The 23,379-nt window shown below is 73.0% G+C and carries 22 protein-coding genes; 9 read left to right on the top strand and 13 right to left on the bottom strand.

What is annotated here, in order from left to right:
* Window positions 1-30: 30 nt before the first annotated feature.
* The 3 genes from ACQPZ4_RS36385 to ACQPZ4_RS36375 all read left to right on the top strand — a co-directional run bounded on the left by ACQPZ4_RS36385 (window position 31) and on the right by ACQPZ4_RS36375 (window position 2,486).
* On the top strand, window positions 31-525 hold the full coding sequence (locus tag ACQPZ4_RS36385; protein WP_433046149.1) for a MarR family winged helix-turn-helix transcriptional regulator: 495 nt from the start codon (window positions 31-33) through the stop codon (window positions 523-525).
* 87 nt (window positions 526-612) lie between these two features.
* The gene (locus ACQPZ4_RS36380; RefSeq protein WP_433046146.1) at window positions 613-1,536 is read left to right on the top strand and encodes an NADP-dependent oxidoreductase; all 924 of its coding nucleotides are present in this window, start codon (window positions 613-615) and stop codon (window positions 1,534-1,536) included.
* An 8-nt stretch (window positions 1,537-1,544) separates the two neighbouring features.
* Window positions 1,545-2,486, top strand: a complete 942-nt coding sequence (locus ACQPZ4_RS36375) for an NmrA/HSCARG family protein (protein WP_433046143.1) — start codon at window positions 1,545-1,547, stop codon at window positions 2,484-2,486.
* On the opposite strand, the gene ACQPZ4_RS36370 is transcribed toward ACQPZ4_RS36375, so the two are convergent.
* From ACQPZ4_RS36370 to ACQPZ4_RS36335, 8 genes are all read right to left on the bottom strand, one after another.
* Window positions 2,470-2,829, bottom strand: coding sequence for a hypothetical protein (locus ACQPZ4_RS36370; protein WP_433046141.1), 360 nt, complete (start codon window positions 2,827-2,829; stop codon window positions 2,470-2,472). The genes ACQPZ4_RS36375 and ACQPZ4_RS36370 overlap by 17 nt on opposite strands.
* 225 nt (window positions 2,830-3,054) lie before the next feature.
* Window positions 3,055-3,594, bottom strand: a complete 540-nt coding sequence (locus ACQPZ4_RS36365; protein ID WP_433046138.1) for a hypothetical protein — start codon at window positions 3,592-3,594, stop codon at window positions 3,055-3,057.
* Window positions 3,595-3,924: 330 nt separating this feature from the next.
* On the bottom strand, window positions 3,925-4,542 hold the full coding sequence (locus ACQPZ4_RS36360) for a hypothetical protein (RefSeq protein ID WP_433046135.1): 618 nt from the start codon (window positions 4,540-4,542) through the stop codon (window positions 3,925-3,927).
* On the bottom strand, window positions 4,539-5,279 hold the full coding sequence (locus ACQPZ4_RS36355; protein ID WP_433046132.1) for a hypothetical protein: 741 nt from the start codon (window positions 5,277-5,279) through the stop codon (window positions 4,539-4,541). Before ACQPZ4_RS36355 ends, ACQPZ4_RS36360 begins: the two co-directional genes overlap by 4 nt.
* On the bottom strand, window positions 5,276-6,115 hold the full coding sequence (locus ACQPZ4_RS36350) for an ABC transporter ATP-binding protein (RefSeq protein WP_433046129.1): 840 nt from the start codon (window positions 6,113-6,115) through the stop codon (window positions 5,276-5,278). Before ACQPZ4_RS36350 ends, ACQPZ4_RS36355 begins: the two co-directional genes overlap by 4 nt.
* The gene (locus ACQPZ4_RS36345) at window positions 6,112-6,915 is read right to left on the bottom strand and encodes a hypothetical protein (protein ID WP_433046126.1); all 804 of its coding nucleotides are present in this window, start codon (window positions 6,913-6,915) and stop codon (window positions 6,112-6,114) included. Before ACQPZ4_RS36345 ends, ACQPZ4_RS36350 begins: the two co-directional genes overlap by 4 nt.
* Before the next feature lie 13 nt (window positions 6,916-6,928).
* On the bottom strand, window positions 6,929-7,456 hold the full coding sequence (locus ACQPZ4_RS36340) for an RNA polymerase sigma factor (protein ID WP_433046123.1): 528 nt from the start codon (window positions 7,454-7,456) through the stop codon (window positions 6,929-6,931).
* A gap of 71 nt (window positions 7,457-7,527) precedes the next feature.
* Window positions 7,528-9,375, bottom strand: a complete 1,848-nt coding sequence (locus ACQPZ4_RS36335; RefSeq protein ID WP_433046120.1) for a M14 family zinc carboxypeptidase — start codon at window positions 9,373-9,375, stop codon at window positions 7,528-7,530.
* 109 nt (window positions 9,376-9,484) lie between these two features.
* Here ACQPZ4_RS36335 and ACQPZ4_RS36330 point away from each other — a divergent pair, with 109 nt between their 5' ends.
* Window positions 9,485-10,627: a hypothetical protein gene (locus ACQPZ4_RS36330; RefSeq protein ID WP_433046117.1), complete on the top strand. Its 1,143-nt coding sequence runs from the start codon at window positions 9,485-9,487 to the stop codon at window positions 10,625-10,627.
* On the opposite strand, the gene ACQPZ4_RS36325 is transcribed toward ACQPZ4_RS36330, so the two are convergent.
* Both ACQPZ4_RS36325 and ACQPZ4_RS36320 read right to left on the bottom strand, forming a co-directional pair.
* A complete protein-coding gene (locus ACQPZ4_RS36325) occupies window positions 10,545-11,780 on the bottom strand; it encodes an NAD(P)/FAD-dependent oxidoreductase (RefSeq protein ID WP_433046114.1) in 1,236 nt (411 codons plus the stop codon). The two genes, ACQPZ4_RS36330 and ACQPZ4_RS36325, sit on opposite strands and share 83 nt — an antisense overlap.
* Complete coding sequence (locus tag ACQPZ4_RS36320) at window positions 11,777-12,445, bottom strand: HAD family hydrolase (protein ID WP_433046111.1); 669 nt, start codon at window positions 12,443-12,445, stop codon at window positions 11,777-11,779. Before ACQPZ4_RS36320 ends, ACQPZ4_RS36325 begins: the two co-directional genes overlap by 4 nt.
* Window positions 12,446-12,501: 56 nt before the next feature.
* Between ACQPZ4_RS36320 and ACQPZ4_RS36315 the strand changes: the two genes are divergently transcribed.
* The 5 genes from ACQPZ4_RS36315 to ACQPZ4_RS36295 all read left to right on the top strand — a co-directional run bounded on the left by ACQPZ4_RS36315 (window position 12,502) and on the right by ACQPZ4_RS36295 (window position 20,555).
* Complete coding sequence (locus ACQPZ4_RS36315; RefSeq protein ID WP_433046108.1) at window positions 12,502-13,671, top strand: hypothetical protein; 1,170 nt, start codon at window positions 12,502-12,504, stop codon at window positions 13,669-13,671.
* Window positions 13,672-13,687: 16 nt separating this feature from the next.
* Window positions 13,688-14,686 (top strand): hypothetical protein, encoded by a 999-nt coding sequence (locus tag ACQPZ4_RS36310; protein WP_433046105.1) that lies wholly within the window; start codon window positions 13,688-13,690, stop codon window positions 14,684-14,686.
* Between the two features lie 42 nt (window positions 14,687-14,728).
* Window positions 14,729-15,337, top strand: coding sequence for a chemotaxis protein CheB (locus ACQPZ4_RS36305; protein ID WP_433046102.1), 609 nt, complete (start codon window positions 14,729-14,731; stop codon window positions 15,335-15,337).
* Between the two features lie 202 nt (window positions 15,338-15,539).
* The gene (locus ACQPZ4_RS36300; RefSeq protein WP_433046099.1) at window positions 15,540-17,666 is read left to right on the top strand and encodes a PQQ-binding-like beta-propeller repeat protein; all 2,127 of its coding nucleotides are present in this window, start codon (window positions 15,540-15,542) and stop codon (window positions 17,664-17,666) included.
* Window positions 17,667-17,798: 132 nt separating this feature from the next.
* Window positions 17,799-20,555 (top strand): TIM barrel protein, encoded by a 2,757-nt coding sequence (locus tag ACQPZ4_RS36295; RefSeq protein ID WP_433046096.1) that lies wholly within the window; start codon window positions 17,799-17,801, stop codon window positions 20,553-20,555.
* On the opposite strand, the gene ACQPZ4_RS36290 is transcribed toward ACQPZ4_RS36295, so the two are convergent.
* Genes ACQPZ4_RS36290 through ACQPZ4_RS36280 form a run of 3 tightly spaced genes read right to left on the bottom strand, consistent with a single transcriptional unit; the run spans window position 20,497 to window position 23,321 of the window.
* A complete protein-coding gene (locus ACQPZ4_RS36290) occupies window positions 20,497-21,312 on the bottom strand; it encodes a citryl-CoA lyase (RefSeq protein ID WP_433046093.1) in 816 nt (271 codons plus the stop codon). The genes ACQPZ4_RS36295 and ACQPZ4_RS36290 overlap by 59 nt on opposite strands.
* Entirely contained in the window at window positions 21,309-22,514 is a 1,206-nt protein-coding gene (locus ACQPZ4_RS36285; protein ID WP_433046090.1) for a CaiB/BaiF CoA transferase family protein, read from the bottom strand. The genes ACQPZ4_RS36290 and ACQPZ4_RS36285 overlap by 4 nt, the downstream gene beginning before the upstream one ends.
* A 12-nt stretch (window positions 22,515-22,526) precedes the next feature.
* Complete coding sequence (locus ACQPZ4_RS36280; RefSeq protein WP_433046087.1) at window positions 22,527-23,321, bottom strand: IclR family transcriptional regulator; 795 nt, start codon at window positions 23,319-23,321, stop codon at window positions 22,527-22,529.
* Window positions 23,322-23,379: the final 58 nt, after the last annotated feature.

Here is a 23,379-nt window from a genome sequence, read left to right as displayed (position 1 = left end):
GAGCCCGAGGCCGTACCGTACGGTCGAGGAGTGAGCGACCCGTCACCAGGACTGAACTCGGAGCAGCTCGGCGCCTACTTCGCGCTGATGGAGGTGAGCAGCCTCCTGCAGTACGCCGTCGAGGAGCACCTGCGCGCCGACGGTGACCTGAGCTGGGTGCAGTTCCAGATCCTGGCCCGCCTGGCCGACTCGCCCGGCGGGCGGCTGCGGATGACCGACCTGGCCGACGGCGTCGTGTACAGCCGCAGCGGGCTCACCTACCAGGCCGGGCTGCTCGACAAGCGCGGCCTGATCACCCGCGCGCCGTCGCCCGACGACGAGCGCAGCGTGATCGTGACCGTCACCGACGCCGGCCGGAACCTGGTCGCCCAGGTGCTGCCGGGGCACGTCGAGCGGGTCCACCAGCTGCTGTTCGCGTCGATGTCCGGCGACGACCTCGCCGCGCTCGGGGCCGTGCTCGGCCGGGTCCGCGACCACATGCGCGCCACGCCGCCGCGCTCCGCCAAACGCCGCCGGGCCCTCTGACCCACTTGCTTCGAATTCGTAGCGTGCTATGGTCGGGAAGTGCTTCGAATTCGCAGCACAAGGGGTACGGAAAGGCGAGGTCCCGAGATGAAGGCAGTGCGTTTCCACGAGTACGGCGAGCCGGGCGTCCTACGGTACGAGGATGTCGAGCGTCCCGTGCCCGCCGCCGGACAGGTGCTGATCCAGGTCGCCGCGACGTCGTTCAACGGGGTCGACGGCAACATCCGCGGCGGCTTCATGCAGGGCCCGATCCCGGTGACGCTGCCGCACACGCCGGGCATCGACGTCTCCGGCACCGTCGCCGAACTGGGCGAGGGCGTCACCGGCGCCGCGGTCGGCGACCGGGTCGTCGGCTTCCTGCCGATGGCGGCCGACGGTGCGGCCGCGGAGTACGTCGTGGCCCCGGCCGAGATCCTGGCCCCGGCCCCGGCGAGCATCCCGCTGCCCGACGCCGCGGCCCTGCCGGCCGTGGGCCTGACCGCGTTCCAGGCCCTGTTCGAGCACGCGAAGCTCACGGCGGGCATGCGTGTGCTCATCAACGGCGCGGGCGGCGCGGTCGGCGGCTACGCGGTCCAGCTGGCCAAGCGGGCCGGTGCCCACGTGATCGCGGCGGCCGGCGAGCGCAGTCAGGCCCGCGCGACGTCGGCCGGCGCCGACGAGGTCGTCGCGTACGCCACGAGCGCCGTCCCGGCCGTCGACGTCGTGCTGAACCTGGCCCCGATCGAGCCGGACCGGCTGGCCGCGCTGCTCGACCTCATCCGCCCGGGCGGCGTGCTGGTCAACACCACGGTGTGGATGCCGGCACCGAGCGACGAGCGGCGCGGCGTACGCGGGATCGACCTGTTCGTCCGCAGCGACGCCGAGCAGCTGACCCGCCTGACCGCCCTGATCGACGCCGGCGACCTGCACGTCGAGATCGCCCAGCGGGTGGCGCTGGCGGAGCTGCCGGCGGTACACGCCCAGGCCGCCGCAGGCACCCTGCCCGGCAAGACCGTCATTCTCGCTGCTTAGGAGTCCTCATGCCGCACGACAAGGTGATCACCGTGCTCGGCGCCACCGGCACCCAGGGCGGCGCGGTCGCCCGCGAACTGCTCTCCAGCGGCGAGTTCGGCGTGCGCGCCGTGACCCGCAACGCCAGGTCGGCCAAGGCGCAGGCCCTGGCCGGCCTCGGCGCCAAGGTGGTGGAGGCCTCGCTCACCGACGGCGCCAGCCTCCGCCGCGCGCTGGACGGGGCCCACGGCGCCTTCCTGGTCACCCCGTACTGGGAGCACCGCTCACCGGCCCGCGAGCTGACGGAGGTGGAGACGTTCATCGGCGCCGCCCGGTCCGCGGGCCTGCGGCACGTCCTGTGGTCGACCCTGGAGGACACCCGCGAGGCGATCAAGCCCGAGGACCCGCGCATGCCGTTCCTGGAGGACGGCTACCGGGTACCCCACTTCGACGTGAAGGGCGGCCGGGCGGACGCGCTGTTCGCCGAGTCCGGCCTGCCCGTCACGTACCTGCTGATGTCCTTCTACTGGGACAACCTGCTCACCCAGCCCCAGCGCGACCCCGACGGCACGCTGGCCCTGCACCTCCCCCTGGAGGACACCCCGATCGCGGGGGTCGCGTCGGAGGACATCGGCCGCGTCGCGCACCGGGTGCTGCAGGACCCGTCCTCGACGATCGGCGCCACGGTACCGGTGGTCGGCGAATACCGAACCGGCGCCGAGATGGCCGCGGCGCTGAGCGTGGCCCTCGGCGAGCGGGTGGCGTACCGCCCGCCGACCGCGGACCAGTACCGGAACCTTGCCTTCCCGGGCGCGGAGGAGCTGGGCAACATGTTCCAGTACTACGCCGAGTTCCCGGAGTCGTACCTGGGCCGGCGCAACCTGGACGCGGCGCACGCCATCAACCCGGACTGGCTCACCCTCCCCGACTTCCTGGCGGCGCACCGCATCGCGATCACCGCGAACAGCTAACCGGGTCGAACTGCCCGAGCACGACGAACACCGACCGCCCGCCCCGCCGCCACACGCGCTGCTCCAACGAGAAGAACGTGAGGTCCTGGACCACCGCCGGGACCGCTTCGCCACCGACGATCCGCTCGAAGTCCGCCTCGAACGAGTGGCTGGCCGGCTCGCCCAAGCGGCCGCCGGCGCAGCCACTACCTCGCGGTGCCGTTGCTCGAGCGCGACGACGGGGCACGAGGTGGGCGGTCGGGCCCGCTCTGGGCCCGGCCGGAAACGGCCGCGCCACCAGCTCCGCAGCGAGCGCCACACAGTCATCCGGCGCCACGGGCCGGTCCGGCTCCCCGACGATCACGGCGGCAACTTTACGTGGGCGCTGCTTCGGTGGAGGTGGCAGCGGACAGTCCTACTGCATGCGAGTCGGAAGGGCGAAGAGCGACAAGATAGATTTCCTAAGAGGGAAAAACAATGATTTGGGCCGATTCGCTAAGAGTTTTAGAGCCACTACCTAGTCGCTTCGCTCAGCAGGACACCGCCAGCGGTTATTGAAACCGGCGCGAGTTGGACGGTTGCCGAACGGTCAGCCCACCTTGAGCGCGGCGACTGCTGCCTCGAAGGGCTTGGCTACCGACGGCTTCACCTTGCCGGTGACCCGGACCAGCACCGGGCCGTTCAGGTAGTGGTACTCGGTGCCGAGCATCTGCAGGGACTTCAACGTGTCCTGGATGTACTTCGACCTGGCCTGCGCCGTGCCTGCGTCGGCGAAGACCTCGATCACGCCGCCGCGGTCGATGCCGTACAGCTCGGCGTCCTTGTCGCCGCCGGCCACGTCGAACGACGCCCGCGAGACGTAGCTGCCGGGCCGGCCGAGCAGGTTGTTCGGGTCGGTGTTCTCGTCCTGCGCCGCGACGTTGGTGACGGGCAGGCCCGCGGCCGCGAGCGCCTCGGCCGCGGCTTTGGCGTCCACCTTGACCGGCGCCGGGGACGGTGCCGCGCTCGCGGCCGGGGCCGCCTGGCCGGAGGTCGCAGCGGCCGGTGCGGGCGCCGGGGTGCTGCTGGTGCCGCAGCCGGACAGCGCGGCGACAAGGACGATAACGACGAGGGTTCGTGCGTTGGTCACGAATGGATCTTGCACGAGCGGAAGCCGGAACGGGGTCACCGCAACGGACGAGGCCGTCCTCCGTGGCCGCCGCGGGGTGTACGACCCCGCGGCGGTCCGCCGGGCGTTGGCGAGCGCCGGCACTGCGAAACCGAGTCCCTGGACGCGTACTACACGCGAACGCCACCGCACAGCTGACGATCGGGCAACCGTGGGACCCGCGATGGTTTCAATAACCGCTGGCGGTGTCCTGCTGAGCGAAGCGACTAGGTAGTGGCTCGAAAACTCCTTTGCGAATCTTGTCGCTCTTCGCCCTTCCGACTCGCACTTCGTAGGACCGTCCGCTGCCGCCTACACCCGGCCGGTCACCCGCCACCGTGCGGCCGGATCGCGCAGCCCCGCCACCAGCACGCAAGCCGCCCCGCCCAGCAGCCAGGACCACCGCTGGTGCGCGTCGGTCCACAGTGGACCAGGACCGACCAGCATCGGCGCCTTCGCCGACAGTGAGGCCGCCAGTAACAGCGAAGCCAGCAGGGCGGGGGAGGTGACGAGCCCCGGCTGGTCGACGCCGAACCGCCGCCCCCACACCGCGACCGCCCACCCCAGCACCAGCCCGGCCCCGAGCTCCACGGTGACCCCGCCGCCGACCGAGGAAGGCCCGAGGTACACGAGCATCAACGTCCACAGGAGACCCACCACGACAACGGCGAGGGCGATGCGCAGGAAGAGGCGGCGCGCCAGGCCGTACGGGCTCGCCTGCAACGTCACCGCCGCCCCGTCGTCCAGCACGTAGCCGCTGCCCAGCGCCAGCAGCAGGCCCACAAGCCGCAGGTCGCCCAGCGCGTCCGGCGTACCGTCGCGGCGCACCACCAGCAGGATCAGCACCGTGACCACGGCGGGCACGAACGGCCCCAGCCGCACACTGCGCACCAGATGCCCCCGCCGCGCCAGCTCCCACGCCACCCTCATAGCAGCTGCAGCCAGCCGGCAACGAGCGTGACCAGGAGTACCGGCCCCCCGACGCGAACCAGCCGGGGACGCTCGAACCGGTACGCGGCCGCCACGCAAGCGCACGTGCACAGGCCAACCAGGTAGACCGCATGCAGCCATGGGATCCCCGGCGAAGGATGGCTCCCCTCGGGAGGCTCGGCCGTGGTCCACCACATCCACCACAGCCCGGCGTCGAACCGGCCGAACACCACCAGCGCCCCGATCGTCGCGGCGACGAAGACGATCAGCACGCCGCCGGTGAACGGCAGCCAGCGCGCACCCAGCACGCCGAGCAGGCCCGCGCCGGTGAGGACGAGCGGGAACTGGGCGAGCTCGCCCAGGCCGTACAAGTGCAGGCTGTATATGGCGTCGACGATGCCCATCGCGGCGGTCACGAGGATGCCGGCCGCCAGCAGCGGCAGGGCGACGCCGAGACACATCGCCCACGTCCGGACCGGGTCCGGGGTCGGGGTGGCCTCCAGCGTCGCCTCCGCGTGGCCGCGCCGCGCGCCGCTCGCGACGAGGTTGGCGGCGAACAGCACGAAGATGGGGCCGAAGAACGCGATCGCGGTGAACATCGTGCCGACCCAGTAGGCGGCGTTGCGCCCGGCGGTGGCGGAGTCGAGGGCCGAGGTGACCGCGACGACGACGGGGATCGGCCAGAGGGCGGGGTGACGGGCGAAGCGGCGGGCCTCGCGCAGGACGAGGGTCCTCATGACTGGGCCATCAGCAGCAGGTACGCGTCCTCGAGGGTCGGCTGGACCAGGTCCGCGCCGGGTGGGGGGTCGCCGATGTTGCGGTACGCGCCCTCGCCCGTGCGCCACGCGGCCAGCGCGGCGGGGGAGCGGGCCGGGTCCGTCCACACGCGACCGGCGGCCTGGGCGGTGAGCTCGGCCGGGGTACCGGTGAAGCGCGCACGGCCCTGGTGGATCACGGAGATCCGGGTGCACAGGGCGGCGACGTCCTCGGTCTGGTGGGTGGACAGGACGACCGTGCGGCCCTCGCCGGCCTGCGAGATCATCTCGCGGAAGCGCAGGCGCTGCTCGGGGTCGAGGCCGACCGTGGGCTCGTCGAGGACCAGGAGGTCCGGGTCGCCGAGCAGGGCCTGGGCCAGGCCGGCGCGCCGGCGCATGCCGCCGGACAGGGCGCGGATGCGCTTGGCGCTCACCGAGTCCAGGCCGGTCAGGGCGATCACCCGGCGGACCTCGTCGTGGCGGGTGCGCCGGTCGGTCATCTCCTTGAGGATCGCCACGTAGTCGATGAACTCGAAGACCGTGAAGCCGCGGTGGAAGCCGGCGTCCTGCGGCAGGTAGCCGAGGCGCCGCCGGATGCGGGTGCGGTCCTCGGGCCGTGCCGGGTCGCGGTCGAGCAGGGTCACGGTGCCGCGGTCCGGCGCGAGGACGGTCGCGATGATGCGCAGCAGCGTCGTCTTGCCCGCCCCGTTCGGCCCCAGCAGCCCGGTCACCCCCGGGCCGGCCTCCAGGTCGACGCCGTCCAGGGCCGTGGTGCGCCCGAAGGACCTGGTGGCGCCGTGGACATTGACGGCGATCATGCGCTTCTCTCCAATCGTCCGGTGCAGAGCCAAACCCCGCCCGCCACCGCCAGCGCGAGCCAGCCGGCCTGGGCGGGGATGCCGAACGCCAGCTCGAGGCGGCCGGCGACGGTGATCGGGGCGGTCAGCAGGACCCACCCCGCGGATACGACGGCGACGGCGGTGGCCGGCGCCAGATGGCGGGTCAGCGCCAGCGCGGCGCCGACCAGCCCGGCGGTCGGCAGCAGCCACGCGACGGGCGACCAGGACGAGCCCGGCAGCGCCAGCCCGGCGGCGGCCACGATCGGCACCGTGACGGCCAGCACGGCGGCGGTGCGGATCAGCAGGAGCCGCAGCCCCGAGTACGGTGCGGCCAGGCCGATCTCGCGGGTCGGGTCGAGGCCGCCGGCGAACGCGAACCCGACCCCCGCGAGGGGCCCGAGCGGCGCGGCGACCAGGAACATGGCCAGCAGGCGGGGGTCGGCCTGGGCGGCCCACGCGGCGAGCACGAGCACCCCGGCGACCGCGAGCAGCCACGGCCCGCGCAGCGTCGGGGTCGCGGCGACGAGGCGGGCGGTGGGCTCGCCGACGCCGAGCCGGAGCAGCACCTTTTCGAGGAACGTCCGCCGGGGTACATCCACCCGGTCCGCCACCTCGCGCCAGATCGCCTCCGCCCGGCGCGGGTCCACATGGGACGCGAGCGCGTCGCGGCAGGTGGCGCAGTGCATGAGATGCGCCTCCGCGGATGCCGCCAGCGTGGCCGGAACGGGCTCCCGCGCGTACCGGCGGATCCCCTCGGCATCCAAATGCCAGTCGGTCATCGCAGCCTCCCCGTCATGTCAGCCGCTCCCGCAACTGGGCGCGGGCGCGCATCATCCGTGTCTTGACCGTGCCGGGCGGGATGCCGAGCAGCCGGGCGGCCTCGCGCGTGGTCAGCCCGTCGAGGACGGTCGCCTGCACGACGGCCCGCAGCTCGGGGGACAGGCTCGCGAGGGCCGCGCCGAGGTCGCCGTACTGGACGCCGAGCAGCACGTGCTCCTCGGCCGACGTCTCCACGCCGGGGAACTCGATGAGCTCATCGGCGGGTGGCCGGCCGCGGCGCAGCGCGTCGACGAGTCGCCGGATGCCGATGCCCCAGATCCACGCGGCGACCTCGCCGCGGCGGTCCCACCGCCCGGCCGAGCGCCACACGGCCACGAAGGTGTCCTGCACGACCTCGTCGACGAGTTCGGGCGAGGAGCACCGCCGCCCGAGGCGCACCAGCAGCCAGGGCAGGTGCCGCCGGTACAGCTCGGCGAACGCCTCCCGATCGCCGCCCGCGATCGCGGCCAGCAGCTCCGGGTCGGTCCGCGCGTCTTCCACACCCTGATAGTCGTACCGAGGGACCGAAACGGTTCACGGAGGGCCCCCGAGCCGAGGGCCCTCCGCGAAGTTCAGCTCTGCCGGACGGTGACGTTGTCGACGCCGGCCTCGACGAGGCTGGCGGTCGAGGCGTCCGCGGCCTCGATGAGGATCTGGACGTTCTGCCCCGCGTACGGGGTCAGGTTGACGCTGCCGGTCGACCACGCGGCGTCGCGGTCGGTGGCGGCGCCGGCCGCGGTGAACAGCACCGTGGTACCGCTGCCGGTCACCACGCTGACGCGGAAGAAGTCGGCCGACGTGGCGTTGTTGCCGTGCCCCAGGTACCAGGAGTAACTGAGGGTCAGCGTGCCGCTCGCCGGCAGCGCGATGCTCGGCGAGCGGACGCTCGTCGTGCCGCCGTCGACGTCGTTGGCGCCGGCGCCGGTGCCGGCCAGGCGCGCCGTCACCAGGTCGTTGGAGCCGCTGACGGTGGTGCCGAGCTGCTTCGGGCCGCTCGAGTCGGTCGCCTCGGGGTCGCCGCGCTCCCAGGCGCCGCTGGTGGCGGTGTCCGTACCGCCGGGATTGGTGACCCAGCCCCGGCTGGTCTCGAAGTCGTCGGACCAGACGACGGTGCCGGTGCCGGTGCCGCAGTACTGGGCGTCCTTGCCGATGACGCGGTACGGGCAGTCGGCGTACTCGGCGATCTGCAGGCTCGCCTCGCGGTTGAGGGAGGTCTGCGCGGCGATCACCTCGTCCGGCGGGTAGAAGCCGCCGCCGCTGCTGCCGGACGGGTACATCTCGAACGTGTAGGACCACACGCCCTGGTTCGCCCACAGCCAGTCGTCGATGGAACCGTCGGTGATGTACAGGTCGCTGGCCTGTTCGGGCGTGTACCCGTTGGTGCCGGCCATCTGCACGCCGAGGGTGCGGAAGGTGGCCTCCTGGTCGGCGTCCAGGCCGGGCGCGGTGTTGGCCGTGGTGTACCCGAAGGGCCAGAGCACGAGCTTGCCGTACGTGTGGAAGTCGATGTGCGTCTTGATCTGCTGCACGCCGCCGACCCGCCGGCTCAGCACGAAGTCGCGCACCCGCTGGGTCTCGGGCGCCGAGAACGCCGACGGCCCGCGATAGGTCTCCGAGCTGGTGGTGCCCGAAGAGCCACCGCAACAGCCCCAGTTGTACCCCCAGTTCCGATTGAGGTCGGTGCCGACGTTGCTGCTGCCGGCGTTCGGCTGGCGGTTCTTGCGCCACGAGCGGTACGCCCCGGTGGCGATGTCGTACTCCCCGCCGTCCGGGTTCATGTCCGGCACGATCCAGATCTCGCGGGAGTTGACGACGTTCGTGATCCGCGCGTCGGTGCCGTAGTTGTCGGTGAGCTGCTTGATCAGGTACAGCGCCATCTCGACGGTCAGGTGCTCGCGGGCGTGCTGGTGGGCCGTGTACAGCACCTCGGGCTCGTCCTCGTCGGTGGCGACGTTGTCCGAGATCTTGATCACCGGGATGTCCCGGCCCTCGTACGACGTGCCGAGGCTGGTCTTGCGCAGGATCGCCGGGTGGTCGGCGACGGCCTGGTTGAGCTCGGCGGTCGTCTCCGCGTAGTTGTGGTACGCCGAGTCGGCCGACGGGAAGTCCTGGACGGTCGCGGGCCCGCCGGGGGTCGCGGGCCGCAGTGCCTTGGTGACGGTGAAGCCCTGCCGGCGCAGCGCCGCGACCTCGGACGGCGTCGCGCTGATGTCGGCGACGCCGTGTTCGATGCCGTCGATCGACGCCCCGCCGGCGGCGATCCGGTTGCGCTGCTCGAGGGTGGTGACCGCGTCGACCAGGTACGGCGAGGCGGTCTCGGCGGTGTCGGCGGCCGCGGGGCCGGCCGCGGCGACGTTGAGGGCGCCGCCCACCAGGACGAGGGACAGCAGAGCGCAGAGCCTCCGGGTTCGGCTCATCAAGCCTCCTTGGGTGTGGAGGTGCACGAGCAACTAGAGGACCACCCACCGCATGGTCGAATCAACATATGTCTTTTTGCATAAGGGCATGAAGATGCTAAGTTGCGCGGTCATGCGCCCTCGTCGCCCGCTCACCACCGTCATCGGCGGCCTGCTGCTCGTCGTCTCGCTGCTCGTGTGCGGCATCGGCGGCGGCGTCCTGCTCGGCCCGGTGACGCGCACGAGCCAGGACATCGACCTCGCCTCCGAGATCGGCGACAAGGGCTACTCGATCATCGACATGAACGAGGGCGACGACTACTGGATCTACCAGCCGGTCGAGGAGACCTGGGCCGACTCGATCGACTGCGACAACGCCGACGACGAGAAGATCACCTGGAAGGTCAGCCGCGCCGACCGCCCGGCCACCGCCCCCGAGAAGATCACCCACTTCGACGCCCGCGACGGCGGCGTCTCCGGCGACTTCGACTTCACCTACTACGGCACCCTGCACGGCGACCGCACCGAGGCCTTCCTGTCGGTCGAGTGCACCCCGACCTCGTTCCTGGTCGTCCCGAGCCGCGCGCCGCTGTGGTACCTCGGCGCCGTGGGCGCCGCGGGCATCGCGATCGCCCTGTCCGGCCTCGTCGTCATGGTGGCCGGCCTGATCCGCCGCCGCCGCGCTCCGGCCCCCGCTCCGGTCCCGGCGCCGGTGTTCGTGCCGCCGGCGCAGGTGCCCGTCCCGGCCGGTGGCCCGTCCCGGCGCCTGTACTGGTTCGTGCTCCCGCCGGTCCTCGTGGCGGTGCTGCTCTGCTGCGTGGGCGCCATCGGGGGCGGCGCGCTGGGCTTCTACAGCACCTTCGACCCGCCGGACATCGGCACCAGAGAAAAGGGCCTCGTCAGCCGGGTCATGAACAAGAGCACCGAGTACGCCCTGTACGCCGACGAGACGGGCCGCATCCCCAACCGCAGCAACTGCGCGATCCGCGAGCAGGAGGCGCCCAAGCTCGCCTACTGGCGCTCGTCCCGCCCCGTCGGCGACGCGGAGACGGTGACGTACAACGGCATCACCTACCGCTACGTCGGCACCGTCCGCGTCGACGACATCTTCATCGCCATCGTCGACTGCGACGACGACTCGTCCCTGCTGCTGCGCCCGAGCCGCCGCTCCTGGCCCCTGGTGTGGGGCGCCGTCACCGTGGCCACCCTGATCCTGACCGCCGCCGCGGCCACCGGCCTGACCGTCGCCATCCGCCGCCGCCGGAGTGCTGGGTAACCCGGCACCGTTGCGAGCGGCAGGCGGCGCAGTCCGGGGCGTCCTCGCCGGCCTCGACCCAGCGTTCGCCGGCCTTCGGCCAGGATTCGACGTCGCGGAAGGTGAGGCGGTCGGCGAGCCAGCGCAGGGCCGCGCCCGGGCGGCCGCTGACGGTGAGGCGGCCCCATTGCACGGCGACCCAGCCCGGCCCGATCGGGATCAGGGTCGTGGGCAGGAGCGGGCGCAGCGGCCGGTACGGCACGCGCGGGCTTCCCGCGGCCCGGCGGCGCAGGTCGGCCGCGACGTAGGCGCCGTGGTGCAGGGCGGTCTGGGCCAGGCCGGACAGGTGGGTGTCGGCGTTGTCGCCGATGACGTACACGTCCGGCTCCGCCTCCAGGAACGGACTGACGGCGGTCTTGCCGCGGGCGGTCAGCGGGAAGCCGTTGTCCGCGAAGAACGGCGGGTTGACGACGGCGGCCGCCCAGACCACGGTGGGCCCGTCGACGCGTTCGATCGGCTCGCCCACGCGCAGGGTGACGCCCAGGTCGCGCAGGCGGCGGGTGACCGCGCGGGACAGGCCGGGCGGGCGGGAGCGCATCAGCCGGGGGCCCGGCTCGACGACGGTGAGCCGCGCGGCGGGCTCGGGCAGGCCGTGGTTCGCCGCGATGCGGCGCAGGTACGCGGGCAGGGCGCCGGCCATCTCGACGCCGATCGAGCCGCCGCCCACGATGGTGATGCGCAGGTCTGCGCGATCGGACACGATGCGCTCGTGCAGGTGGTGCTTGAACGCGGCGATCTCGTCGTTCGTCTTCACCGGGTAGCTGCGGTCGCGCATGGCCGGGGCGGCCGTGTAGTCGAGGACCGAGCCCAGGGCCAGGACCAGGTGGTCGTACCCGAGGGGGCCCGCGGTGGTCTCCAGCGCGCGGCCGGGGCGGTCGAGGCCGGTCACCGTGGCCTGCACCAGGTCGACGCCGGTGCCGGCGAAGATGTCCGTCAGGCGCAGGCTCGCCCCGGTGCGCCGGCCGCCCTTGGCCGTCTTGTACAGCGCCGGGAGGTACCGGAAATGGCTGTACTGCGAGACGAGCGTGACCGCGAACCGGTCGTCGGCGGCGAGGTCCACGGCGGCCCGGACGCCGGCGAAACCGCCACCGGCGATGACGACGCGGCGCCTCACCTGGGCCGCTCGGCGGGCAGGAGGGCGGGCAGGGCGGCGGTCAGGCCGGGCACGCAGCGGGTCGCGCCGGCCGCCCGGAACGTGCCGGCGTCGACGGTACCGGTGGTGACCCCCACGAAGTCGATGCCCGCCGCACGCGCGGCCTGGTAGTCGGCGAGCGCGTCGCCGACGTAGACGACCGCGGGCTCGCGCGGGTGGTGCCGGGCGCGCAGTCTCGCGCGCGCCTCGTCGAAGACGGCCGGGTCGGGCTTGCGCAAATGGGCGGAGTTGTAGCAGTACACGCCGAGCATGCGCGCAACCGGAAAACCGAGCGCGGACAGCACCGGCCGCGCGATCGACGCGGGGCTGCCGGTCACGACGCCGACGTCCAGGCCGGCCGCCAGCAGCGTGTCGACGACCGTGACTGCGTCGGGGTGGGCACGGTGCGGGAAGCGCGGCTGGTACTCGTCGAGCAGGGCGAACAGGTCCGCGGCCGGCGTGTCCGGTGCGCCGTGCAGGGCGCGCAGCGACTGCTCGAGCGGAAGGTCGTAGTGCTCGTCGATGTCCGCATCGAGCAGTGTCCGGCCGTGGCGTTCGCGCGCGATCGCCTTGTGCATCGCGAACTTGACGGTGCGCGTCACGGTGAGGGTGTCGTCGAGGTCGAACAGCACCGCGTCGTAGCGCATGGTCGCTAGTATGACGTGAAGCTCGTCGATGCCAAGCGGGCGACCGGGGGAGCTGCATGGGCGAGTACGACGTGGCCATTCTGTGCGCCGAGCACTTTCAGGTCGGGCTTTTCCAGAACGGCGCCGGATACCGGTACCTCGAACTGGCCATGACCCTGCGCGAACTCGGGGTACGAGCGGCGGTGGTGTGTCCCGGACCGACCGACTTCACCGACTGCCCGGTGCCGGTGCTCGACCAGAGCGCCATGTCGCACGCGGACATCGAGCGGTGCGCGAACGTGTTCGTCTTCTGCCTGCTCGAGGACGAGGAGCTCGTGCAGCGGCTCAAGGCGGCCGGCAAGGCGCTCGTCTACGACTCGTTCCTCACGCCGGTCGAGCAATTGACGTTCCCGCGCGTGCAGGCCCTCGGCGCCGCAGCACGCATCGACGCGCATTTTCACGACGTCGTCGGCAAGCACAACCGGTTCAACGCGCTCGCCGACGACTTCATCATCGGCGAGCCGGAGGAGGCACTGCTCAAGCTGGGCGAGCTGATCAGCACGTTCCAGGTGGGCTGGGCCGACTACGGCACGCTGTCCGGGCGCATTTTTCCACTACCGGTCATCTCGTACAGCAGGTGCCACCTGCCGTCCGCCGAAGCGCCACCGGCCGCAAGCGGGACATTTCTGTGGAACGGCGGCCTGTGGAACCACTACGGCGGCGTGGACCTGATCCTGGACGCCGTCGCGCAGCTGCGCAAGGACGGGCGGGACGTCGAGTGCCAATTCCTGTACCCGGACGCGCGTATGGCCGCCCACCGGCTCATCGCCGAGCGGATCGCGCAGGGAAACGCGCACGGCATCCGGCTCGGCGTGGACGGTGCCGCCCCGGATTTCCACGCCAAACAGCCGATCCTCGCCGGCTGCCGCGCGCTGATCCTGCTGTTCGAACCGGTGCTGCAGCTGAACCTGTTCATGAGCATGCGGCTGCGCGAGGCGCTGCTGTTCGGCAAGCCGCTGATCGTGTCGGACTTCGGCGTCGTGGCGGCGTTCGTGCGGCGGCACGGCATCGGGCTGACCGTGCCGAACACCGTGGCGGACGTCCGCGCCGCGATGGAGCGGCTGCGCACCGATGACGAGCTGTACGCGACGCTCGTCGCGAACCTTCGCGCCCTGCGCGACCGGTACGACATGGCCGTGTTCGGGCCGGCGATCGCGGCGCGCATCGCACGGTACAACGGCAAATAACACGGGGGAGTGCGGCATGGATGCCTGGACTGTGCATCTGGAGGTTCACGATCGGCGCGGGCTGCGCGGTGCGCTCGGCGCGCGGGCGGCCGAACTGGCGCAGCGGCTCGGGTTCCGGGTGACCGGCGAGCCGCCCGCGCCCGGCGGCGAGCCGGCGCGGCGGCTGCTGTTCGTGGTGTGGGACGACGTGCTCGACCCGGCGGTGCTGCGCCGCGTGGCCGACGGGCTCGGCGCCGCGTACGAGCGCGCGACCATCGCGTTCGCCTACCCCACGCCGGAGGCCTCGGCCGCCGCCGTCGCGCACATCGACGAGGCCAAGGCGGCCACGCGGGACCGGCTCAACATCATCCGCCCGGACCGGGACACCGCCGGGGCCACCCACGTGTCCGACTTCAAGCTGCTGGAGACGATGGTCGCCGACTCGGTGCGGGTCAAGTACCGGCCGCACCGCGTCGCGTCCCGGGTCCCGGACGCCGTGCGCCGCGACGTGCTGCCGTTCTTCAAGGCGGCGGCCGCGCGCTTCACCGCCAACCGCATGTGGCACCGCGGCCCGTACGACGGCTGCCTGGCCCTGCGCCACGAGGACGGCATCGCGGTGACCGCGACCCGCACCCGCAAGGCGCCGCTGGAGGACGAGCGGATCCTGCTCGTGCACGGCTACGACGAGGCGACCAACACGCTGCGCTTCAGCGGCCCGGCCCTGCCGTCGGCGGACTCGGTCGAGCTGATGGTGCTGCGCCAGCACCTGCCGGAGATGCGCGCGTTCATGCACACCCACGCGCGCGAACTCATCACCGACAACCCGCGGCTGCCCACGGGCGTCCGGCTGAGCGCCCGGCCGTACGGCGAGGCGTCCGTCGGCCACGAGTTCGCCGGCCTCATGCGCGACCGGGACCACCAGCTCGTCGTCATCGAGGGCCACGGCGAGTTCTTCGCGGCCGCCTTCGACGGCGACCGGTACTTCCACTGGATCGACGACGTCGTCGACCGGGCCCGCCGCTCGCTGGCCGGGTAGCGGTTCCGCGCTGTTTGCCGCGCACAGCCGTAGGCTGAACGCATGGACGGTCCGATCCGCGTCGAGGTGGCTGATCCGTTCCCGGTCGGCTTCCCGGTCGTGGCGATCATCGCGTCGGCCGGCGGCGTGGAGGCGCTGCTGCGCGTGCTCGAGCCGCTGCCGGCCGACCTGCCGGCGGCGGTGCTCGTGGCCCTGCACCAGGAGCCGCACCGGGTCAGCGAACTGGCCCAGGTCCTGGGCCGGCAGACCCGCCTGCCGCTGAGCCTGGCCGAGCCCGACGAGGAGATGCGGCCGGGCGCGGTCCTGGTGGCGCCGCCGGGCTGGCACCTGATCGTGACGTCCCACGCCCGGATCGGGCTGATCGAGACCGGCGCGCTGCCGCCGTCCCGGCCCTCCGGCGACCTGCTGCTCGCGACCCTGGCCGTGACGTGCGGGCCGCGCGCCCTGGCGGTGATCCTGACCGGCGGCGGCCACGACGCCCAGGCCGGCGTGCGCGCGGTGGTGCACTGCGGCGGTACCGTCCTGGCCCAGGACGAGGACACCTCGAAGATCTTCGCCATGCCGGCCGCCGCGATCGCCACCGGGAAGGTGAGCCAGGTGCTCGCGGTGGACGACATCGCGGCCGCGATCGTCGCGCACACCACCCGCTGACCGCGTCTGCGGGCGCGCCGGACGGCGCCCCGGGCCGAGCCTTGCCCTCATCGTGACCGGGTCCTATATTCATCTCGCTAGTCGTGGACCGAATGGTCCGCCTGGTGGACCTGTTGAGATCAGCCGGAGGTTCGCAAGGCCCGCTTCGGGTGCCCGCCGCACCACCGCGATGTCCCGGCTTCGACCCCGAAGGGGGAGCAAGGTGGCAGATCAGCAAGGGGGCGCGATCCAACGCCGGGCGGTGCTCAAGGGCGCGGCGGCCGCGGCGGCCGGCACGGCGGTGGCCGGCCTCGCCGCGGGCGAGGCGGAGGCCGCACCGGCCGGGCACGTACCGCCGTCCTGCACCGCGCCGCCGGCCCGGAACTTTCCCAAGGTCGGCGGCAACTACGGCAACCAGAACTACTCGTCGCTCACCCGTATCCAGCGCGGCAACCTGCGCCGGCTCGGCGGGGCCTGGGTCAACCGGATCGAGGGCGGCCTGACCAGCGGCACCAACCAGAGCACCGCGGTCGCGGTCGACGGCGTGCTCTACATCGAGTCGGCGCCGGGCAACGTGCACGCGGTCGACGGCGTGACCGGCGTGACGAGGTGGACGTACACGCAGACCCGCGGCACGCTGACCCGCCGCGGCGTCGCCGTGGGCCAGGGCCTCGTCTTCACCCACGGCGCCGGCAACTGGCTCATCGCCCTCGACCAGGCGACCGGCGCGGTCGTGTGGGAACGGCAGATCAACGACTACGGCAACATGGAGAAGGTCGCCGTCACGTACCACGACGGGTTGCTGCACGTCGGCACCCACGACGGCGACCGGGGCGCCGCCCTCGCCGTCAACGCCGCCGACGGCGAGCTCGTCTGGCACTTCTGGGGCGCGCCCGGCCCCGGCGAGCTCGGCAACGACACGTGGGAGGGCGACTCCTGGCGGACCGGCGGGGCCACACCGTGGATGCACCCCGCGCTCGACCCGGAGCTCGGGCTCGTCTATTGGACGTTCGGCAACGCCCGGGGCAGCCGCTCGTCGCAGGACGGCTCGCTGCGCGGCGGCGCCAACCTGTTCTCCAGTTCGATCGTCGCGCTGGAGATCGGGACGGGGAAGTACCGATGGCACTTCCAGTCCATCCACCACGGCATCTGGGACATGGACAACGTCATGGCGCCGGTACTGGCGGACGTGCGCATCCGCGGCCGGATGCGCAAGGTCGTCGTGTACGGCAGCAAGTCCGGGATGTACTTCATCCTCGATCGCACCGACGGCTCGGCGCCGCTCGGCATCGACGAGCGGCCCGTGCCGCAGGACGCGCGGCAGAAGACCTGGCCGACCCAGCCGTTCCCGCGCCAGGGGCCGTGGACCGAGCAGCGGGTCGTCGACCAGCCGCTGGGCACGGCCGTGCCCGGCGACCCGAACCGGGCCGTGCCCAACTACGTGCGGGGCCGGCTCTACGACCCGCACTGGGACGTCCCGGTGCTCACCACCCCGGGTCACGGCGGCGGCGCCTGCTGGAACGCGCAGTCCTTCAGCCACAGCACGGGCCTGGTGTACACCGGGTTCGGCTACGTGGCCGCCGCGCACTCGCTGACCGAGTCCAGCAACGGGCTGCGGCCGCCGGGGGAGTACCAGACCGGCGGGGTCGTCGCGGTGGACGTCAGTACCAACACCGTGCGCTGGAAGCGGCGGATGCCCTACTCCCTCGCGCACGGCAATGGCATCCTCACCACCGCCGGGAACGTCGCCTTCATCGGCCAGCCCGACGGCAACCTGCTCGCCCTCGACGCCGAGAACGGCCGGGAGCTGTGGCGCTTCCAGTGCGGCGCCGCGATCAGCAGCAGCCCGATCATGTACGAGGCCGGCGGGGAGCAGTACCTGGCGGTGTACGCGGGCGGCACCGGCATCCCGTACGGCGACTCGGCGCCGCGCGGCGACCTCCTGTGGGCGTTCAAGCTCGGCGGGATCGTGCCGCCGGCGCCGACGCCCAGGCCGCCGGTGGTGCGCCGCCCGGTCTCCGGCGGCCCGGTCGAGGGCGCCGCGGTCGGCAACAAGGTCGTCCTGGCCCGCACCTGGAACGCCACCACCGGCCAGGTCGGCACGGTGGAGTCGACAGCGGTCAACGCCATGGCCCCGACGCACCTGCGGGTCCCGGCCGGCACGACGGTGATGTTCGTGAACCCGCCGGACAACGTCAACGCCCACAGCGCCACGCAGTTCTTCGAGGGGCTGTTCGACTTCCGGCTGGAGCCGGGGCAGTCGGCGACCTACACGTTCACGCGCCAGGGCGAGTACTTCTTCAACGACAGCTTCAGCCCGCGGCCGACGGGAAAGATCGAGGTGTACTGACCATCGGGCGGCACGGGCGCGCCGAGCCGGGCCCGTGCCGCGCCGCGTGATCGCGGGTCTTTCGCCGCGGCGTGTGCGCGAGTATAAGTAACTATCTAGTACGTTCGCTCGCGCCGTTGGGAGCGTTCCGCCATGCGTTCCGCCGAGATGTGCATCGCGACCGTGTGCCTGTCCGGCACGCTGGAGGACAAGCTGGCGGCCGCCGCCGCGGCCCGGTTCCAGAGCGTGGAGATCTTCGACCGGGACCTGGTGGCCTCCTCGTGGTCGCCGGCCCGGGTGCGCGCGGAGTGCGCGCGGCGCGGGCTCACCGCCGCGGCGTACCAGCCGGTCCGCGACCTGGAGGCGGTCCCGCCGGACGTCTTCGCCGGCAACCTGCGCCGGGTCGAGCGCACCTTCGACCTGATGGAGCAGCTCGGTGCCACCACGATGCTGGCCACCTCGTCGGTGTCACCGGACGCGGTCGACGACGACGACCTCGCCGCCGAGCAGCTGCACGCGCTGGCCGAGCGGGCCGCGCGGCGCGGGATCCGCATCGCGTACGAGGCGCTGGCGTGGGGCCGGTTCGTGCGTACCGTCGGTCATGCCTGGCGGATCGTGCGCCGGGCCGGGCACCCCGCGCTGGGGTTGTGCGTCGACAGTTTCCACGTGCTGTCCCGCGGCGAGGACCCGGCGCCGATCCGCGCCGTGCCCGGCGACCGGATCTTCCACCTGCAGCTGGCCGACGCCCCGCGGCTCACCATGGACCTCGTCGAGTGGAGCCGCCACCACCGGCTCTTCCCCGGCATGGGCTCCTTCGACCTGATCGGCCTCGTCGGCCACGTGCTGAGCACCGGCTACGACGGCCCGCTGTCGCTGGAGGTCTTCAACGACGTCTATCGGCAGGCCGACCCGCGCTACGCCGCCATCGACGGCATGCGCTCGCTGCTGGCCCTGCAGGAGGCGGTCGGCACGGCGGGCCCGCCGGCGGCCCGGGAGCGGCTGGACCTCTCCCGGCTGCCCCGCGCGCCGCGGCTGGGCGGCCACGCGTTCACCGAGCTCGCCGTGGACGGCGTGTCCGGGCCGCGGATCGCCGCCGCGCTGGCCGCGCTGGGTTTCGTGCACGCGGCCCAGCACCGCTCCAAGCCGGTCGAGCTGTGGCAGTTCGGTGCCGCCCGGGTCCTGCTCAACGCCGGCGCCGAGCGCACCATCGGACCCGGCACCGCGGCGATCTGCGCCCTGGGCCTGGACAGCGCCGACCCCACCGGGGCGGCCCGGCGGGCCGAGGCGCTGCTGGCCCCGGCCCTGCCGCGGCTCTACGAGCCGGGCGAGGCCGAGCTGGTCTCGGTGGCCGCGCCGGACGGCACCGCGGTCTTCCTCGTCCCGCCGGTCACCGAGGGCGGCACCTGGCTGGAGGACTTCGTCCCCACCGGCCGCGCGGTCCGCGACGACGGGCTGATCACCGGCACCGACCACGTCTCGCTCACCGCTGAGCTCGACGACTTCGACGAGGCCGCCGTGTTCTACCGCATCGTGCTCGGGCTGCAGGCGGCCGAGACCACCGAGATCGCGGCGCCGTTCGGCCTCATCCGCAGCCGGGTGGCCAGCGACGCCGAGCACAACGTGCGGGTCGCGCTCAACACCGCGCCGCTGCGCCGGGGCGACTGGGCGCCGGCCGTGCCCCGCCCGCAGCATGTGGCGTTCCGCACCGGGGACATCATCGCCGCGGCCACAGCGATGCGCTCGCGCGGCGCCCCGCTGCTGCGGATGCCCGCGAACTACTACGCCGACCTCGACGCCCGCCTCGACCTGCCGCCGGAGCGGCTGGCGGCGCTGCGGGAGCACTCGATCCTGTACGACCGCGACGAGCACGGCGAGTACCTGCACTTCTACACGGAGATGCTCGGCTCCCGGCTGTTCTTCGCCGTCGTGCAGCGCATCGGCGGCTACACCGGCTACGGGGACCCGGCCGGCGTGCCGGTGCGCATGGCCGCCCACCGGGAACGCCGCCTGGTCGCCCTGCGGGACGTGCCGGTGCGCCGGGCGGGCGCCGAGCACGAGTACTCGCTGGCCCACCTGACCGCGCTGAGCCTGTCACCGCCCGAGCTCGTCGAGGCCGCCGCCGAGGCCGGGTACCGGTACGTGGGGCTGCGGCTGACCCGGGTCACTCCGCAGGAGCCGCACTATCCGCTCGCGACCGACCCGGCGCTGATGCGGCACACCAAGGTCCGGCTGGCCGCCACCGGCGTCGAGGTGCTCGACATCGAGCTGGCCCGGATGAGCCCGGAGCGCTCGCCGGGCGACTGCCTGCGCTTCCTCGAGGCCGGCGCCGAGCTCGGCGCCCGGCACGTCATCACGCAGCTGCCGGACCCGGACCGGGCCCGCAAGATCGCCCGGTTCGCCGGGCTGTGTGAGCTGGCCCGCCCGCTGGGCCTCACCGTCGACCTGGAGTTCCCGTCCTGGACCGAGACGCCCGACCTGCGCGAGGCGGTGCGGGTGCTGCGCGCCGCGGACCAGCCCAACGCGGGGATCCTGGTCGACCTGCTGCATTTCGCCCGGTCCGGGTCGAGCATCGCGGACCTGCGGCAGCTGCCCGCGGAGTGGTTCCACTTCGCCCACGTGTGCGACGCGCCGGCCGCGGTGCCGCCGACCAACGACGAACTCATCCACACCGCGCGGTTCGAGCGGCTGTTTCCCGGCGAAGGCGGCATCGATGTCCATGGCATCCTCGACGCGCTCCCGGCCGGCATCCCCTACGCGCTGGAGATTCCGCGCGCGGAGCTGGTGGCCCAGATCGGCGCCAAGGAGCACGCCCGGCGCGCGCTCAGCGCCACCAGCGAGCACCTCGGCGGGCTCAGAACGGCGTCGGGGGCCGGTAGGTCGGCCGGACACCCGGTGGGATCGGCCCCTTGATGCGCCGGCCGCCCTGCATCTCCTCCCACGCATGGGCGAGGATGCCGACCGTGCGGGCCAACACGAACAGGCCGCGGGCCAGCGGCGCGGGGAAGCCGAGCTCGCCGTAGATGATGGCGGTCGAGCCGTCGATGTTCATCGGCACCGGGGCGATCGCCGCCTCCACGGCCAGCCCGGCGGCCAGGAACCGGCCCTCCACCACGCCGTCGTCGACCGCCCGGCGCACCAGCGCGACGTGCGGGTCGCGGCGCGGGTCGCGCGGGTGGAACCGGTGGCCGAATCCGGGCAGGTACTTGCTGTGCGCCTGCCGGCGGGCGATGGTCTCGCGGGTCGCCGCGGCGAGCGCCACTCCCTCGTCGACGCGGGCCAGGATCTCGGCGTACAGCTCCAGGCACTGCTGGCCGGCGCCGCCGTGCACGTCGCCCATCGCGTTGACGCCGCTGGCCACGGCGTTGTTGAGCCCCACGCCGCAGGTCGCGGTCATCCGCGCCACGGCGATCGAGGGCGCGTGCGGGCCGTGGTCGACGCAGCCCACGAGCGCCGCGTCGAGCAGCTCCGCCTGGCGCGGCGCCGGCAGCTCGCCGTGCAGCATCAGCCAGATCGCGTCGGTGAACGAGGCCGCGCCGAGCAGCTCCTGGATCGGGTGCCCGCGCAGCTCGATGACGCCGGGCTCGATCCGCGAGACCGAGGTGGCCCACCAGTCGGCCACCTCCTGCCGCAGTCCGGCGTCGTCGGGCCGTTCGCTGTCGCCGCTCATTCGGTGGCTCCTTCGGGTGCGATCGCGGCCGCCGCGCGCCAGGCGGCCAGGAGTTCGGGTACCGCCGCGTTGTGCTCGCCCAGCAGCGGCGGGCCCTCGTGCGGGCGGAGCGGTTCGCCGTCGAAGAGCACCCCGCTGCCGGCCACGCGCAGGGGCCGGCCGGAGCCGTCGGGGAACGGCAGCTCGGTGATGAAGCCGCGGTGGCGCAGCTGCTCGCTCTCGGCCGCCTGCGGCACGGTGAGGATCCGCGCCGCGGGCACGCCGGCCGGGTTGAGCAGCCGCTCCCACTCGTCCGCCGGCCGGCGCGCGAGCGCCCGGTTGAGCTCCTCGTTGAGCGCCGCGCGATGAACCTTGCGGCCCTCCCGATCGGCGAACCGCTCGTCCGCGAGCAGGTCCGGCCGATCCACGAGGCGGCACAGCGTCTCGTACTGCTCCTGCCGGTTCGCCGAGATGTTCAGCGGCCCGTCGGCGGCGTCGAAGGTGCCCGACGGCGCCGCGGTGGCGTTCTGGTCGCCGGTCGGCTCGGGCGGGACCCCGGCCACGAGGTAGTTGGAGACGGTCCAGCCCATGGCGGACATCGACGCCTCGAGCATCGACACGTCGAGGTGGCAGCCCACGCCGCTGCGGTGCCGCCCGGCGACGGCCGCGACGATCGCCAGCGCCGCGGAGAGCCCGCCGAGGCTGTCGCACACGGGGAAGCCGACCCGCAGCGGCGCGGTCTCGCGCGTGCCGGTGACGCTCATCATCCCGGACAGGCCCTGGATGATCTGGTCGTACGCGGGGGCCTGGCTCATCGGGCCGGTCTGGCCGAAGCCGGTGATGGAGCACGCGATGAGCCGCGGGTTGAGCTCCCGCAGCCGGGGCCAGTCGTAGCCGAGGCGGGCCAGCACTCCGGCGCGGAAGTTCTCCAGCAGCACGTCGGCCGCGCCGATCAGCTCCTCGAAGACGGCCCGGCCGGCGGGGTCCTTGAGGTCGAGCTCCACCGACTTCTTGCCCGCGTTCTGGGCCAGGAACGAGGCGCCGAGGCCCCGGCGGTTGAGCTCCGGGTCGGCGCCGAGCTGCCGGGCGAGGTCACCGCGGCCCGGTACCTCCACCTTGACCACCTCGGCGCCGAGCAGCATGAGCTGGTAGCTGCAGTACGGCCCGGCGAGGACGTTGGTGAGGTCGAGGACGCGGATGCCCGTCAGTGGACGCTCCTGCATGCGGGGCTCCTTTCACAACGAGCTGCCCAGCGGGTGGTCGAAGCCGCGCTCGGTCATCCGCTGGGCCACGTCGCGCAGGTCCGCGGCGAACTCGGCGACGTGTTCGTCGGTGAAGCGCAGGGTCGGCCCGCTCAGCGACAGCGCGGCCACGATGGCGCCCGAGCGGGAGAAGATCGGCACCGCGACCGCCGAGAGGCCCTCCTCGCGCTCGCCGTGGCTGACCGCGAAGCCCTGCCGGGTGGCCTCCTCGATCCACTCCTGCAGGCGCTTGGTGTGCGGTTCGCCGTAGGGGGAGCTGCGCGCGACGCGCAGCAGGCGCCCGGCGTTGGCGTTGCGCAGCAGGACCTTCGCCGCGGCGCCGGCCCACAGCGGCAGCTCGTCGCCGATGTGCACGACGTGGCGCAGCGGCTGCGGGCTCTCCCGCTGGGCGATGCAGATGCGGTGGATGTCCCGCGCCACGTAGACGTTGACCGTCTCGCGGCGGCGGGCGGCCAGGTCGCGCATCATCCGCTGGGTCTCCGGCGGCAGCTCCCAGCTGCGGCTGGCCAGGTGGGCCCAGCGCCACAGCCCGGGGCCGGCCATGTAGCCCGCGGCGGTGCCCCACAGCAGGCCGCACTGCTCGAGGGTCTGGACCAGGCGGATCACGGTGGTCTTGGCCAGGCCCGTCTCCTCCACGATGTCGCGGATCGACACCAGCGGCCGGTCGTCGGTCAGCAGGGTCAGGATGTCCAGCGCCCGCTGCACGCTGCGCACGCCTTGCGACTCGCTCTCGGCCCCTGTCTCCGCGGCGGTGGGTGCCTTCGTCATGTCTGTCACTCCATCAGCGTCGGCCCGGTGCAACTCGGTCGCAGTCGATTGTCCCGGT

Source organism: Dactylosporangium sp. CS-033363 (assembly GCF_050942475.1).
Taxonomy (GTDB): domain Bacteria; phylum Actinomycetota; class Actinomycetes; order Mycobacteriales; family Micromonosporaceae; genus Dactylosporangium.
This window is presented reverse-complemented; position numbering and strand designations above follow the sequence as displayed.

Coding starts and splice junctions, on each gene's coding strand:
- ACQPZ4_RS36380 (WP_433046146.1), top strand. CDS start 613: ATGAAGGCAGTGCGTTTCCACGAGTACGGCGAGCCGGGCGTCCTACGG.
- ACQPZ4_RS36320 (WP_433046111.1), bottom strand. CDS start 12,445: ATGCGCTACGACGCGGTGCTGTTCGACCTCGACGACACCCTCACCGTG.
- ACQPZ4_RS36375 (WP_433046143.1), top strand. CDS start 1,545: ATGCCGCACGACAAGGTGATCACCGTGCTCGGCGCCACCGGCACCCAG.
- ACQPZ4_RS36315 (WP_433046108.1), top strand. CDS start 12,502: ATGGGCGAGTACGACGTGGCCATTCTGTGCGCCGAGCACTTTCAGGTC.
- ACQPZ4_RS36330 (WP_433046117.1), top strand. CDS start 9,485: ATGCGCCCTCGTCGCCCGCTCACCACCGTCATCGGCGGCCTGCTGCTC.
- ACQPZ4_RS36345 (WP_433046126.1), bottom strand. CDS start 6,915: ATGACCGACTGGCATTTGGATGCCGAGGGGATCCGCCGGTACGCGCGG.
- ACQPZ4_RS36290 (WP_433046093.1), bottom strand. CDS start 21,312: ATGAGCGGCGACAGCGAACGGCCCGACGACGCCGGACTGCGGCAGGAG.
- ACQPZ4_RS36305 (WP_433046102.1), top strand. CDS start 14,729: ATGGACGGTCCGATCCGCGTCGAGGTGGCTGATCCGTTCCCGGTCGGC.
- ACQPZ4_RS36280 (WP_433046087.1), bottom strand. CDS start 23,321: ATGACGAAGGCACCCACCGCCGCGGAGACAGGGGCCGAGAGCGAGTCG.
- ACQPZ4_RS36360 (WP_433046135.1), bottom strand. CDS start 4,542: ATGAGGGTGGCGTGGGAGCTGGCGCGGCGGGGGCATCTGGTGCGCAGT.
- ACQPZ4_RS36295 (WP_433046096.1), top strand. CDS start 17,799: ATGCGTTCCGCCGAGATGTGCATCGCGACCGTGTGCCTGTCCGGCACG.
- ACQPZ4_RS36285 (WP_433046090.1), bottom strand. CDS start 22,514: ATGCAGGAGCGTCCACTGACGGGCATCCGCGTCCTCGACCTCACCAAC.
- ACQPZ4_RS36310 (WP_433046105.1), top strand. CDS start 13,688: ATGGATGCCTGGACTGTGCATCTGGAGGTTCACGATCGGCGCGGGCTG.
- ACQPZ4_RS36355 (WP_433046132.1), bottom strand. CDS start 5,279: ATGAGGACCCTCGTCCTGCGCGAGGCCCGCCGCTTCGCCCGTCACCCC.
- ACQPZ4_RS36350 (WP_433046129.1), bottom strand. CDS start 6,115: ATGATCGCCGTCAATGTCCACGGCGCCACCAGGTCCTTCGGGCGCACC.